At 71.2% G+C, this 13982-nt stretch carries 12 protein-coding genes; 8 read left to right on the top strand and 4 right to left on the bottom strand.

The genetic code is table 11. The features are described 5' to 3' along the window. The 8 genes from GT007_RS03010 to GT007_RS02975 all read left to right on the top strand — a co-directional run bounded on the left by GT007_RS03010 (nt 1) and on the right by GT007_RS02975 (nt 7848). A complete protein-coding gene (locus GT007_RS03010; protein WP_160120096.1) occupies nt 1–510 on the top strand; it encodes a YcnI family protein in 510 nt (169 codons plus the stop codon). Further along, nucleotides 510–827 (top strand): hypothetical protein, encoded by a 318-nt coding sequence (locus tag GT007_RS03005; RefSeq protein ID WP_160120095.1) that lies wholly within the window; start codon nt 510–512, stop codon nt 825–827. Before GT007_RS03010 ends, GT007_RS03005 begins: the two co-directional genes overlap by 1 nt. Nucleotides 828–839: 12 nt before the next feature. Further along, nucleotides 840–1280 (top strand): copper chaperone PCu(A)C, encoded by a 441-nt coding sequence (locus GT007_RS03000; RefSeq protein ID WP_160120094.1) that lies wholly within the window; start codon nt 840–842, stop codon nt 1278–1280. A 155-nt stretch (nt 1281–1435) separates the two neighbouring features. Next, nucleotides 1436–3268: an extracellular solute-binding protein gene (locus GT007_RS02995; RefSeq protein WP_160120093.1), complete on the top strand. Its 1833-nt coding sequence runs from the start codon at nt 1436–1438 to the stop codon at nt 3266–3268. 98 nt (nt 3269–3366) lie between these two features. Further along, entirely contained in the window at nt 3367–4458 is a 1092-nt protein-coding gene (locus GT007_RS02990; protein ID WP_160120092.1) for a microcin C ABC transporter permease YejB, read from the top strand. Nucleotides 4459–4461: 3 nt separating this feature from the next. Continuing rightward, entirely contained in the window at nt 4462–5181 is a 720-nt protein-coding gene (locus GT007_RS02985) for a DUF3891 family protein (protein ID WP_160120091.1), read from the top strand. Further along, nucleotides 5178–6215 carry an ABC transporter permease gene (locus GT007_RS02980; RefSeq protein WP_160120090.1) on the top strand — a complete coding sequence of 346 codons (1038 nt, stop codon included), beginning with the start codon at nt 5178–5180 and terminating at the stop codon, nt 6213–6215. The genes GT007_RS02985 and GT007_RS02980 overlap by 4 nt, the downstream gene beginning before the upstream one ends. A 58-nt stretch (nt 6216–6273) precedes the next feature. Beyond that, nucleotides 6274–7848, top strand: a complete 1575-nt coding sequence (locus GT007_RS02975; RefSeq protein ID WP_160120089.1) for an ABC transporter ATP-binding protein — start codon at nt 6274–6276, stop codon at nt 7846–7848. 234 nt (nt 7849–8082) lie between these two features. Here the strand turns inward: GT007_RS02975 and cysG are convergent, their stop codons facing one another. From cysG to GT007_RS02955, 4 genes are read right to left on the bottom strand one after another with little or no spacing between them, the layout of a single operon-like run. Next, on the bottom strand, nt 8083–9411 hold the full coding sequence (gene cysG / locus GT007_RS02970) for a siroheme synthase CysG (RefSeq protein WP_160120088.1): 1329 nt from the start codon (nt 9409–9411) through the stop codon (nt 8083–8085). Further along, nucleotides 9411–11963: a nitrate reductase gene (locus tag GT007_RS02965; RefSeq protein ID WP_160120087.1), complete on the bottom strand. Its 2553-nt coding sequence runs from the start codon at nt 11961–11963 to the stop codon at nt 9411–9413. Before GT007_RS02965 ends, cysG begins: the two co-directional genes overlap by 1 nt. Beyond that, nucleotides 11960–13174, bottom strand: a complete 1215-nt coding sequence (locus GT007_RS02960; RefSeq protein ID WP_160120086.1) for an NAD(P)/FAD-dependent oxidoreductase — start codon at nt 13172–13174, stop codon at nt 11960–11962. The genes GT007_RS02965 and GT007_RS02960 overlap by 4 nt, the downstream gene beginning before the upstream one ends. A gap of 2 nt (nt 13175–13176) precedes the next feature. Beyond that, a complete protein-coding gene (locus GT007_RS02955; protein WP_160120085.1) occupies nt 13177–13971 on the bottom strand; it encodes an ABC transporter ATP-binding protein in 795 nt (264 codons plus the stop codon). Nucleotides 13972–13982: the final 11 nt, after the last annotated feature.

Raw genomic sequence — 13982 nt, 5'->3', positions numbered from 1 at the left:
ATGCGCGCCTATATCCTGCCCCTGCTGGCCGTGGCGGCGCTGCCCGCCCCGTCCCCCGCCCGGGCTCATATCGTGCTGGACCTGGCGGAGGCCCCCGCCGCCAGCTACCAGCGCATCGCCTTCCGCGTCGGCCACGGCTGCGCGGGGGCGGCCACCACCGGCGTGGAAGTCCGCCTGCCGGAGGGCGTGGTCGCCGCCCGCCCCATGGTGAAGCCGGGCTGGACCATCGCCATCACCACCCGCGCGCTGGAGCGCCCGGTCTCCAACGGCCATGGCCTGACGCGCGAAGCGCCGGCCACCATCGCCTGGCAGGGCGGCCCCCTGCCGGATGCCCATTACGATGAGTTCGTGCTGATGATCCGCACCCCCGACGCGCCCGGCACCAGCCTGGCCTTCCCGGTGGTGCAATTCTGCGAGGGCGGCGTGCGCAGCGATTGGGTGGAAACCCCCAGCGACGCCAATCCCCGCCCCCGCAGCCCCGCCCCCGTTCTGCGTCTCGGAGCCCGCTGATGAAACGCCTGTTCACCGTGGCGGCGCTCGCCGCCCTGGCCACCGTCCCCGCCGCCGCCTGCGACCCGGAGGAAATGGACCGCGCCATGACGGAGGTCTGCGCAGCGGGCTTGTCCGCCGCCACCGAGGCGCTGGACGCCGCCGCCCCCCATGCGCGCGACGGGGAGATGACGCCGCTGACCGCGCGGCTGCATGATCTGCGCCAGCATTGCATCACCGGCGACCCGATGCGCGCCGCCGCCGACATCGTGCGCCTGGCCCGCGCCGCCGCCCGCATCGAGGCGCGCGGCGACCGCCCCGCCAACGCCAGCTTCTGAGAGGACCACACCATGACCACCCGCCGCATCCTCCTCGCCGCCGCCCTGCTGGGGCCGTGCAGCGCCTTCGCCCAGGCGCCCACCGTCACCGTCGAAAACCCCTGGACGCGCGCGGCCCGCGCCGGCGGCCAGGGCGCGGGCTTCCTGACCCTGCGCAGCGCGGGGGCGGACCGGCTGCTCTCCGCCTCCTCCCCGGCCGCGAACCGCGTGGAACTGCACACCCACCTGCGCGAAGGCGACGTGATGCGGATGCGCCCGGTGGAAGCGATCGACCTACCGGCCGGCACGGCCGTGACGCTGCAGCCGGGCGGCTTCCACCTGATGTTCATGGGGCTGAAGCAGCCCTTCGAGCAGGGGACGCAAGTGCCGGTGACGCTGGTGTTCGAACGCGCCGGCAGCGTGACGGTGCAACTGCCGGTGCAAGGCGCCGGGGCGCGGATGCATGGGCATTGAGGGCATAGCCCTCACTCTGCGGGGGATTGAGGGCTCTGCCCTCAAACTCCCGTTGAGGGGGAAATGACTTTCCATCGGTTTGGGGGCGGCGCCCCTCCCGCTTCCTGCCCACCCCATGGTTGCGCCCCGCCCCCGGAAAGGCCAATTCTTCCAGCATGAAACGCCGCGCCCTGCTCGCTGTCCCCATGGCCGCCCCGGCCATCGCCCCAGCCGCCTCCCTGGCCCAGGGTGCCGCCCCCCGGCGCGTCCACGCCATTTCGCTGTTGGGCGAGGCGGCGCTGCCCGCCGATTTCCCGCACTGGGCCTGGGCCAACCCCGATGCCCCCAAGGGCGGCGACGTCACCTTCGCGGCCATCGGCAGTTTCGACAGCTTCAACCCCTATATCCTGCGCGGCGCGCCGGCGGCGGGGTCCAGCATCCTGTACGACACGCTGACCTCCTCCGCCCAGGATGAGGCGAGCACGGAATACGCCCATCTCGCGGCCTTCATCGAACTGCCGGCCGACGGCCTCGGTGTCGCGTTCGAGCTGCGGCCGGAGGCCCGCTGGCATGATGGCCGGCCCATCACCGCGGCCGATGTCGTCTGGACCTTCGAGACGCTGGTCCGCCAGGGCCGGCCTTTCTACCGCGCCTATTGGGGCGATGTGGAATCCGTGCGGGCGGAGGGCGAGCGCCGCGTCGTCTTCCGCTTCAAGACCAATGAGAACCGCGAACTGGCCCAGGTGCTGGGCCAGATGCCCGTGCTGCCGAAACATTGGTGGGAGGGGCGCGACTTCTCCCGCCCCTTGCAGGAAGCCCCGCTGGGCAGCGGCCCGTACAAGCTGGAACGGTTCGAAAGCGGGCGCTCCGTCACCTATCGCCGGGTGGAGGATTACTGGGCCCGCAACCTGGGCACGGCGCGCGGGCTGAACAATTTCGGCTCCATCCGATACGAGTATTTCCGCGACAGCACCGTGGCGTTCGAGGCGTTCAAGGCCGGCCAGGTGGATGCGCGGATGGAGAATGTCGCCCGCGACTGGGCCACAGGCTACGACTTCCCGGCCATCCGCCGCGGCCTGGTGAAGCGGGAGGCGATCCGCCACGAGATCCCGACCGGCATGCAGTCCTTCTCCTTCAACCTGCGGCGGCCGGTGTTCCAGGATGCCCGCGTGCGGGAAGCGCTGGTGCAGGTGTTCGATTTCGAATGGCTGAACGCCAACATCTTCTTCGGCAGCTATGCCCGCACCAGCAGCTATTTCTCCAACAGCGAACTGGCCTCCTCCGGCCTGCCCGAGGGGCGGGAGCTGGAGATCCTGAGCCAGTTCCGCGCGCAGCTGCCCGAGCGCCTGTTCACCGAGCCCTTCCGCCTGCCCGCCACCGATGGCAGCGGCAACAACCGAGAGGGGCTGCGCCGCGCGCTGGACCTGTTGCGCCAGGCGGGCTGGACGGTGCGCGACCGCAAGCTGGTGAACGCGCAGGGCCAGCAATTCCGCTTCGAGATCCTGCTGGACAGCGCGACCTTCGAGCGCGTGGCCCTGCCCTATGTGCAATGGCTGCAGCGCCTGGGCATCGAGGCCAGCGTGCGCACGGTGGACCCCGCGCAGTACCGCGTGCGGATGGATGCCTTCGACTTCGACATGACCGTGGATGTGATGGGCCAGTCCCTCTCGCCCGGGAACGAGCAGCGCGACTATTTCAGCTGCGAGAAGGCGAACGAGCACGGCAGCCAGAACGTGCCGGGCATCTGCTCGCCGGTGATCGACGCGCTGGTGGACCAGGTGATCAACGCGCCCAGCCGCGAGGAGCTGATCGCCCGCACCCATGCGCTGGACCGGGTGCTGCTGTGGCAGCATTTCGTCATCCCCAACTGGCACAGCCGCGAATTCCGCCTGGCCTGGTGGGACCGTTTCGGCCGGCCGGACCGCAACCCGCGCTATGGCTCCGGCTTCCCCACCAGCTGGTGGGTGGATGCGGCGAAAGATCGCGCCCTGACCGAGGCGCGCCGTTGAGCATGAGCCACGAACTCCCGTTCGCGTCTCACCCTCACGCCGAGAGGCCGTGTCACCGTCAGCGGCCGTACCGGCCTCGACGGATCGGGCTCTGATCCATGGGCGCTTATCTCCTCCGCCGCCTGTTGCTGCTGGTGCCGACGCTGTTCGGCATCATCCTGATCAATTTCGCGGTCGCGCAATTCGCGCCAGGCGGCCCGGTGGAACAGGCCATCCAGGAACTGCGCGGTGAGGGCCAGACCATGGGCCGCCTGACCGGCGAGGGCCCCGGCGAATTGCGCCGCCCCAGCAGTAGTGGCACGGAAACCAGCACCTATCGCGGCGCCCGCGGCCTGGACCCCGCCATCGTGCGCGAGATCGAGCGCACCTTCGGCTTCGACAAGCCTGCCCATGTGCGCTTCTGGGAGATGCTGAAGGGCTATCTGCGCTTCGACCTGGGCCGCTCGCTGTTCCGCGACCGCCCGGTGTGGGACCTGGTGTGGGAGAAGATGCCCGTCTCCATCTCGCTCGGGCTGTGGTCCACGCTGATCATCTATCTGGTCTCCATTCCGCTGGGCATCCGCAAGGCGGTGCGGGACGGGTCGAACTTCGATCTCTGGACCTCCGCCATCGTGCTGGTGGGCTATGCCATTCCGGGCTTCCTGTTCGCGGTGCTGCTGGTGGTGCTGTTCGCCGGCGGCAGCTTCCTGCAATGGTTCCCGCTGCGCGGGCTGCTGAGTTCGGGCGCCGAGGACTGGCCGTTCTGGCAGCGCGCGCTGGATTATGCCTGGCACATGGTGCTGCCCACGGTGGCGCTGGTGATCGGCGGCTTCGCGGGGCTGACCATGCTGACCAAGAACTCCTTCCTGGAGGAGATCGGCAAGCAATACGTCCAGACCGCGCGGGCCAAGGGGGCCACGGAACAGCGCGTGCTGTACGGGCATGTGTTCCGCAACGCGATGCTGATCATCATCGCGGGCTTTCCCGCGGCCTTCATCGGCATCCTGTTCACCGGCGCGCTGCTGGTGGAGATCATCTTCTCGCTGGATGGCCTGGGCCTGCTGGGGTTCGAGGCCGCGATCCGCCGCGACTATCCGCTGATGTTCGGCACGCTGTATTTCTTCACGCTGCTGGGGCTGGTGATGCAGATCGTCAGCGATTTCACCTACACGCTGGTGGACCCGCGTATTGATTTTGAAGGGCGGCGCTGACGCATGATTCTGTGGCCCCAGCCCGACGGCAGCACCCTCGCCACCCCCCAGCCCGCCCATGCCGTGATGGCCGGCGCGCTGATGGCGCATCTGGCAGAGCGGCCGGAGCCCTTCAGCCACATCGTCAACGCCGCCGTGCAGCATGACGTGGCCTGGCAGGGCTGGGAGCAGGCGCCGCAATTCGATGCCGAGACCGGCCTTCCCCTCGCCTTCAACGCCGTGCCCGGGCACCAGCATGTGCCGATGTGGGAAAACGGGGTGCGGCTCGCGCTCGCCAATTGGGGGCTGTGGGCGGCGCTGCTGATCCTGCGCCACGGCAGCCACATCTACCGCATGGGCATCCTGCGCGACCCCAGCCCGGAATCCCGCGCCGCCCTGCTGGGCTACATCGCCCGCGAACCCGAATGGGGGGCCGCGATGATGGCGCAGCTGGGCGTGACCGAGGAACAGGTCGCCCCCCTCTCCCTGAAGCTGGCCATGGTGGACGCCATCGCGCTGGCGCTGTGCTGGGGCAAGGAGAGCTTCCCCTGCGGCGGGCCCACGCTGACGCGCGTGACGCCCTTTCACGCCGTGCTGGACCCCTGGCCGCTCGCGCTGCCGGAACTGACCGTATCCTGCGAGGCGCTGCGCCTGCGCGGCCCCTATGCCGATGCCGCGGCCCTGCGCGCCGCGCTCGCCGAGGCACCCCGCGAAACCCTCGGCTTCCGGCTGACGCCCGCATGAAGCTCTCCCCGCTGACGCAACGGCGCCTGGCCAATTTCCGCGCGAACCGGCGCGGCTGGTGGTCGCTGTGGATCTTCGTGGCGCTGTTCGGCCTGACGCTGTGCGCCGAGGTCATCGCCAATGACCGCCCGCTGATCGCGCGGGTGGATGGGCACTGGCTGTTCCCCGTCGCCGTGAACTATGCCGAAAGCGACATATTGCCCGACGGCCTGCCCACCGACGCCGATTGGCACGACCCCGAATTGCAGCGCCAAGTGGCCGAGCAGGGCTGGGCGCTGTGGCCGCCCATCCGGTATTCCTATGGCAGCGTGGTGCGCGACCTGGGCCGCCCCGCGCCCAGCCCGCCCAGCGCCCGCAACTGGCTGGGCACCGATGACCAGGCGCGCGATGTCGCGGCGCGGGTGATCTATGGCTTCCGCATCTCCGTGCTGTTCGGCTTCACATTGACCATCATCGCCAGCGCCATCGGCATCGCGGCCGGCGCCGTGCAGGGCTATTACGGCGGCACGACGGACCTGCTGTTCCAGCGCTTCATCGAGGTCTGGTCCGGCATGCCGCAGCTGTTCCTGCTGATCATCATGTCCAGCGTGATCCAACCGGGATTCTGGACGCTGCTGATCTTCCTGCTGGTGTTTTCCTGGATGAGCCTGACCGGGGTGGTGCGCGCGGAATTCCTGCGCGGCCGCAACCTGGACTATGTGCGCGCCGCCCGCGCGCTGGGGGTGGGGGACCGCTCCATCATGTTCCGCCACATCCTGCCCAACGCCATGGTGGCCACGCTGACCTTCCTGCCCTTCACCCTGTCGGGTTCCGTCACGGCGCTGGCCTCGCTGGATTTCCTGGGCTTCGGCCTGCCGCCCGGCTCGCCCTCGCTGGGAGAGCTGCTGAACCAGGGCAAGAACAACCTGCAGGCGCCCTGGCTGGCCTTCACCGGCTTCCTGGTGCTGGGCGGCGTGCTGTCGCTGCTGACCTTCGTGGGGGAAGCCGTGCGCGACGCGTTCGATCCAAGGAAGCTGGGGGGGCGAGGCTCTTGATCGGCATGTTGGCTTCCCAAGGGCGCGGGCAAAGCCCCCAGACAGTGGGACAACCGGCATGAGCCTGCTGACCGTCGAGAACCTCTCCGTCGCCTTCCGCGGCAAGACCGTGGTCCATGGCGTCTCCTTCACCGTGAACCCTGGTGAGGTGGTGGCGCTGGTGGGCGAATCCGGCTCCGGCAAATCGGTCACGGCGCTGTCCTGCCTGGGCCTGCTGCCCCATGGCGGCACCAACCCCGAGGGCCGCATCACCCTGGACGGCGTGGAGGTGCTGCGCGCCGACAACGCCACCCTGCGCCGCCTGCGCGGGGGCCTGGCCGGCATGGTCTTCCAGGAGCCCATGACCAGCCTGAACCCGCTGCACAGCATCGGCCGCCAGGTGAGCGAGGCGATCACCCTGCAACGCCCCGTCGCGGGCGCCGCGCTGGAGGCGGAGGTGAAGGCCGCCCTGGTCCGCGCCGGCCTGCCGGGCATGACGGAGCGGCTGGGCGCCTTCCCGCACCAGCTCTCGGGCGGGCAACGCCAGCGGGTGATGATCGCGGCCGCCCTGGCCAACAACCCCAAGCTGCTGATCGCGGACGAACCCACCACCGCGCTGGACGTGACGATCCAGGCCCAGATCCTGGCCCTGCTGGCCGAGCTGAAGCAGAGCCTGAACATGGCCATGCTGCTGATCACGCATGACCTGCACATCGTCCGCCGCCAGGCCGACCGCGTGGTGGTGATGAAGGACGGCCAGGTGGTGGAACAGGGCAGCGTGGCGGAGGTCTTCGCCAACCCCCAGCACCCCTACACCCGCATGCTGCTGGCCACCGAGCCGCGCGGCCGCCCCGCCCCGGTGCCCGACGCCGCCCCGGTGGTGATGCAGGCCCGCGACCTGCGCGTGCATTTCCCCATCAAGCGCGGCCTGCTGCGCCGGGTGGTGGGGCAGGTGAAGGCGGTCGATGGCGTCTCTCTGGCGCTGCGTGCCGGTGAGACGCTGGGCATCGTGGGCGAATCCGGCAGCGGCAAGACCACGCTGGGCCTGGCCATGCTGCGGCTGGAGGACAGCCAGGGCGAGATCGGCCTCGAAGGCCGCTCCATCCAGGGCCTGTCCCGCACGGAGCTGCGCCCGCTGCGCGCCCGCATGCAAATCGTGTTCCAGGACCCCTATGGCAGCCTCTCGCCGCGCATGTCCGCCGGCGAGATCATAGGCGAGGGCCTGGCCGTGCACGAACCCCATATGTCCCAGGCCCAGCGCGACGCCCGCGTGGCCGAGGCGCTGGTGGAGGTGGGGCTGGCGCCGGAAATGGCGGAACGCTACCCGCATGAATTCTCCGGCGGGCAGCGGCAACGCATCGCCATCGCCCGCGCCCTGGTGCTGAAGCCGCGCATCCTGGTGCTGGATGAACCGACCTCGGCGCTGGATGTGTCGGTGCAGGCACAGGTGGTGGAGCTGCTGCGCGGGCTGCAGGCGAAGCACGGGCTGGCCTATCTGTTCATCTCCCACGACCTGCGTGTGGTGCGCGCCATGGCGCACCGGATCATGGTGATGAAGGACGGCCGCATGGTGGAGGAAGGCGAAGCCGAAGCCCTGACCGCCGCCCCGCGTGAGGAATATACGCGGAAACTGATGCAGGCGGCGTTTCTGTAAGGGCGCCGGGGGCTCCGCCCCCGGACCCCGGCCAGGGCTCTGCCCTGGACCAGCCAAAGGCCGAAAGGCCCTTGGAACCCATGAATTGGCGCTTCATCCTCGCAGGCGGTGCGCCATTTTCATGATTAAAATCAATAAGAAACACCCTCCCAAGACCCGCACCAAACCGATGGGGTCCAGGGGCCTTTCGGCTCCTGGTGGGGGGAGCCCGAGGGGGGCAAAGCCCCTCTCGGATCAGCACATCGCCGCATCGTGCCGCGCGCCCATCCGCACCGCCTCGCCCACCGCCTCCCCGATCACCAGCAGCGCGGGGCCTTTGCCAACCCAGCCCGGCGCCTGTTCCACCACCTGTTCCAGCGGTCCGCGCAATTCGCGCTGCGCCGGCGTGCCGCCCTGTTCGATCAGCGCGGCGGGGGTGTGGGCCGGCAGGCCGTGGGTGGTCAGCCCTTCCAGCAATTGGGGCATGGTGGTGATGCCCATGTAGATCGCCAGCGTCTGCCCCGGCCGGGCGAGCGCCGCGAAATCCAGGTCCAGCCGGCCTTCGCGCGTGTGGCCGGTCACCAGCGTCAGCACGCGCGCCACGCCGCGATGGGTCAGGGGAATGCCGGCCTGGGCGGCGCAGGCCAAGGCGGCGGTCACGCCCGGCACCACTTCGAAGGCGATGCCCTCGCGCGCCAGCTCCTGGGCTTCCTCCCCGCCGCGGCCGAACACGAAGGGGTCACCGCCCTTCAGCCGCACCACCCGCTTGCCCTGGCGGGCCAGGCGCACCAGCAGGGTGTTGATCTCCTCCTGCGGCAGGCAGTGGTTGGCGCGGGATTTGCCGACGAAGATGCGCTCCGCGTCGCGGCGTGCCATGGCCAGCACGGCCTCGCCCACCAGCCGGTCATGCACGATCACATCGGCCTCGCCCAGCAGGCGCAGGGCACGCAGCGTCAGCAGGTCGGGCGCGCCGGGGCCGCCGCCGACCAGGTGGACCATGCCGGGGGGCGTGGTCTCGGCGGCTTCGAGTTCCTCGGCGAAGGCGGCCTCGGCCTCGGCCTGGCGGCCGGCCTGGGCCAGCGCGGCGGGGCGGCCGGTGAAGGCGCGCTCCAGAAAGGCGCGGCGGGCCGGCAGGGCCGGCAGCTTCGCGCGCACGGCGGCCTGGAACCGGGCGCCGAGCGCCGCCACCCGGCCGATCAGCGGCGGCAGGGCGGCTTCGATCCGCTGGCGCAGCATGCGGGCCAGCACGGGGGCGGCGCCGCCGGTGGAAACCGCCACCGTGATGTCGTCGCGCTCGATGATCGCGGGCATGATGAAGCTGCAGAGTTCCGGCCGGTCCACGATGTTCACCGGGATGCCGCGCGCCTGCGCGGTTTCGGACAGCGCGAACAGATCGGCCTCCGGCGCATCGGCGCCGATGGCCAGGGCGCAGCCCTCCAGCAATTCCGGCGCGAAGCGTTCGGCGCGGCGCAGCACGGCGCCGGCGGCCAGCAGCGGCTCGGCCTTGCGGTCGGCCACCTCGCCATGGCCCAGCACCAGCACGGTGCGGCCGTCCAGCTTCAGAAAGGCGGGGTAATGGCGCATCAGGCGGGCTCCGGCTGGCGGGCTTCTGCAAGTAGGGCGGCGATCTCCGGCCTGCAACTGCCGCAGCCGGTGCCGGCCTGGGTGGCATCGCCCACGGCGGCCACGGAACAGCAGCCCGCGCCGATCGCATCCTCGATCCGCGCGCGGGAAACACCGTTGCACACGCAGATGGTGGGGGATGGCGCCGGGCCGCTGGCGGGCGCCCCAGCCAGGATCGTGCGGCGGGCGGCGCTGCCGATCGCGGTTTCCGCGAACAGCCCGGCCAGCCAGTCGCGCGGGGGCAGCCGGTGATCGGGGGCCAGGAACACCACGGCCAGCAACTGGCCATCGCGTAGGGCGGCGGCGCGGTAATGGCCGCCGGCCGCATCCTCCAGCACCACCCAATTGGCGCCGGGCACGCCGCAGGCCTCACGCAAGGCCGCGAAGCGAGGGGCCGCCTGGTCGCCGCCCGCCAGCTCATGGCGCCAGACGCCGCCTTCCAGCGGCACCACCGCCTGCCAGGCTGCATGCAGCGCCAGGCGCCGGCGCGCCAGCACGAAGCCCTGCCAGCGGCAGGCGAAGGGCTCCACCGCCACCGGGGTGTGCTTCAGCTCCGGCTGACCGCTGACGGGGTCCACGGCGGGGTTCACGGCGGTGTTGATCCGCGCGCCGTGGGCGAAGGCCTCGGTCCAGTGCATGGGGGCGAAGACTTCGCCGCGCCGCTGCCCGGTGTCGTGCCGCAGGCGCAGCACGGCCTGGCCCTGCGTGCCTTCCACCCGCACCAGCGCGCCATCGGGGGCGGGGGCGTCGGCGGGGTGCATGGCCAGGAAGGGCTCGGGCAGATGCGCCATCAGGCGCGGCACCGGGCCCGTGCGCGTCATGGTGTGCCACTGGTCGCGCAGGCGGCCGGTGTTGAGGATGAAGGGCAGGCCCTCCCCAGGCAGGTTCGCGGGCGGGCGGAAGGCGGTGGGCACGAAGCGCGCGGGCGGCGCCAGGCGCCCGCCCTGCTCGCCGCGCCGGGCGACGGGCCAGCGGGTGGGCTCCATCGCCTCGTATTCGGCGTCGGTCAGCTCGGCCAGGCCCGAGATGTCGAACACCCGGTTGGCGGGCCGGGCCAGGCCGGTCAGCGCCGCGTGCTCGCGGAAGATGTCGGCGGGGCCCTTCCAGGCGAACTGCCCGCCCCAGCCCAGCCGCGCCGCGAGTTGGCTGATGATCCACCAATCCTGCCGGGCCTCTCCGGGGGCGGGCAGGAAGCGGCGTTGGCGGCTGATCACGCGCTCGCTGTTGGTGACGGTGCCGTCCTTCTCGCCCCAGCCCAGCGCCGGCAGGCGGATGCGCGCCATGCCCACCGTGTCGCTATCGGCCACGCAATCGCTGACAGCCAGCATGGGCACCCGGCGCAGGGCGCTGCGCACCGCATGGCCCGCCGGCAGGGAGACAGCGGGGTTGGTCGCCATCACCCACAGCGCGCCGATGCGGCCCTCGGCGGCGGCGTTGAACAGCTCCACCGCCTTCAGCCCCGGGCCCGGCGCCAGGCGCGGTGCCCGCCAGAAGGCCGAGAGCGCCTCGGCCTCCCCAGGGCGGTCCCATTCCAGATGGCCGGCCAGCATGTTGGCCAGCGCGCCGACCTCCCGCCCACCCATGGCGTTGGGCTGGCCGGTGACGCTGAACGGCCCGCCGCCAGCCCGCCCCAGGCTGCCATGCAGCAGATGCGCGTTGATGATGGCATTCGCCTTGTCCGCCCCGGCCGAGGACTGGTTCACCCCCTGGCTGAACAGCGTGACGGTGCGCGGGGTCTCGGCGACCCAGGCGTGGAAGGTGGCGATGGCCTCGGGCGAGAGACCGGTCAGGGCGGGCACGTCCAGGCCGCGCGCGGCGTCCAGTGCCGCCTCCATGCCCGGCGCGGAGAAACCCACGGCGTGCAGATGCGCGAGCAGGCCGTTGAACAGCGCGACATCGCTGCCCGGGCGCAGCGGCAGATGCAGGTCCGCGCCCTCGCAGGTGGCGGTGCGGCGGGGGTCGATCACCACGATGCGCTTGCCCGCCCGCGCGGCCTGGATGCGCTGGAACAGCACCGGGTGGCACCAGGCCAGGTTGCTGCCCACCAGCACCAGCAGATCGGCCTGTTCCAGGTCGTCATAGATGCCGGGCACCAGATCCTCGCCGAAGGCGCGGCGATGCCCCGCCACGGCGCTGGCCATGCACAGGCGCGAATTGCTGTCGATGTTGGCCGTGCCCAGGAAGCCCTTGGCCAGCTTGTTGGCGGCGTAATAATCCTCGGTCAGCAACTGGCCCGAGACATACAGCGCCACCCCTTCCGGCCCATGGGTATCGAGGGCGGTGCGAAAGCCCTCCGCCAGCGCGTCCAGCGCGGCGTCCCAGCTCGCGCGCTTGCCGTCCACCTCGGGGTGCAGCAGGCGGTGGGGGTGGGCCAGTGTCTCGCCCAGGGCGGTGCCCTTGCTGCACAGCCGGCCGCGATTGGCGGGGTGGGCGGGGTCGCCCTTCACCGGGGCGCCCGGGCTGGCCAGCACCCCGCAACCCACGCCGCAATAGGGGCAGGTGGTGCGCGTCATGCCGCCTCCCCGAGGGCCGCATCCCTCATGAAGGCCGCGCCGAAGGGCAGCGCCGCGCGCTGGTCCCCCACCGGGGCGCGGCACTTGATCAGGTCCATGTAGAAACCGGCATCGGCGATGTCGCCATACAGCACCGCCCCCACCAGCCGCCCGTCCCGCAGGGAGAGGCGGCGGTAGCATTCCTCCTGCTCGTCCAGCAGGGTCAGGGTCTCGGTGTCCGGCGCCGCGATCTCGCCCGCCGACCACACCGCGGCGCCCGAGACCTTGAGTGCCGCCGAATCGGCGCGGGGCGACCAATGGGCGGCCTCGCCGGCCAGGGCGCGGATGGCGGCCTCGGCCTGTTCCAGCGCGGGGGCGACCAGGCCCACGCACACGCCCTCCACCTCGGCGCATTCGCCGATGGCCTGGATGGCGGGGTCGGAGGTGACGAGCCGCGCATCGGTGCGGATGCCGCGCCCCACCTCCAGCCCCGCTTCCTTGGCCAGAGCGGTGTTGGGGGTGATGCCCACGGCCATCACCACCAGCTGCGCCGGCAGTACCCGGCCATCGGCCAGCCGCACGCCGGTCGCCTGGTCCTCGCCCTCGATGGCCACCGTGCTGGCGGGCATGGCGAAGCGGATGCCCCGCCGCTCCAGCCGGCCGGAGAGCAGCAGCCCCGCGCGGTCGTCGATCTGGCGGTTCATCAGGCAGGCGGTGCCATGCACCACCGTGACCTTCATGCCCCGGTGCGCGAGGCCCGCCGCCGCTTCCAGCCCCAGCAGCCCGCCGCCGATCACCACCGCGCGCCCATGCCCGCGGGCGGTGCGCAGCATGTGCCGGACATCGGCCATGTCGCGATAGCAGACGACGCCCGGCAGCTCCGCGCCCGGCAGCGGCAGCCGCACGGCGGAGGACCCCATGGCCAGGATCAGCCGGTCATACGGCACCACCTGGTTGCGCTGGGTGAGGGCCAGCCGCGCCACGCGGTCCAGCGCCACCACCCGGGTGGCGGGGCGATAGGTCACGCCGCGCGCCGCCAGCGCCTGATGGTCGTGGGTGATCAGCGCCTCAACCTCCACCTCTCCCGCCAGCAGGCGTGAGAGCGCCACGCGGTCGTAAGGCAGGGTGGGCTCCGCCCCCAACAGGGTGACCGAGGCACCGGGCACGCGCTCCGCCGCGAGCACCGCGGCGCGTGTCCCCGCGGGCCCGGCCCCGATCACCAGGATGCGCATGGTCAGGCCGCTTCCAGCGCCGGGTTGGCGTGGCGCGCGTGCAGGAATTCCAGCACGGCGGCGCGCGCGTTGATGAAGCGCGGGTCGTTGGCCAGCGCCAGCCGATCACGCGGGCGGGGCAGGTCCACGTGCAGGATCTCTCCCACATGCGCGTTCGGGCCGTTGGTCAGCATCACGATGCGGTCGGACAGCAGCACCGCCTCATCCACGTCGTGGGTGATCATCATGGTGGTCATGCCGAGCTCCGCGTGGATCTGCATCACCTGGTCCTGCAGATGCGCGCGGGTCAGCGCGTCCAGCGCGCCGAAGGGCTCGTCCATCAGCAGCACCTTGGGCTTCATGGCGAGCGCCCGGCCGATGCCGATGCGCTGCTTCATGCCGCCCGAGATCTCATGCGGGCGCTTGTCCTTGGCATGCGTCATGCGCACCAGGGCCAGGTTGTGCAGGATCCATTCGTGCCGTTCCTTGCGGGACATGCTGCCGCGCAGGGTCTGGTCCACCGCCAGCTTGATGTTCTCGTAGCAGGTGAGCCAGGGCAGCAGGGAATGGTTCTGGAACACCACGGCGCGGTCCGGGCCGGGGCCCGAGATCTCGCGCCCATCCAGCACGACGCCGCCCAGCGTGGGTTCCAGCAGGCCGGCCACCACGTTCAGCATGGTGGACTTGCCGCAGCCGGAATGGCCGATCACGGCGACGAACTCGCCCTTTTCGATCGCCAGTTCCACATCGGACAGCACGGGCACCGGGCTGCGCGGGAAGGCGATGGTCAGGCGGGAAATGTCGAGGAATGCGGGCATGGTCTGTCTCC

The organism is Rhodovarius lipocyclicus (assembly GCF_009900765.1).
Taxonomy (GTDB): domain Bacteria; phylum Pseudomonadota; class Alphaproteobacteria; order Acetobacterales; family Acetobacteraceae; genus Rhodovarius; species Rhodovarius lipocyclicus.
The sequence above is the reverse complement of the archived record's forward strand: the minus strand, read 5'-3'. Positions and strand labels throughout refer to the sequence as shown.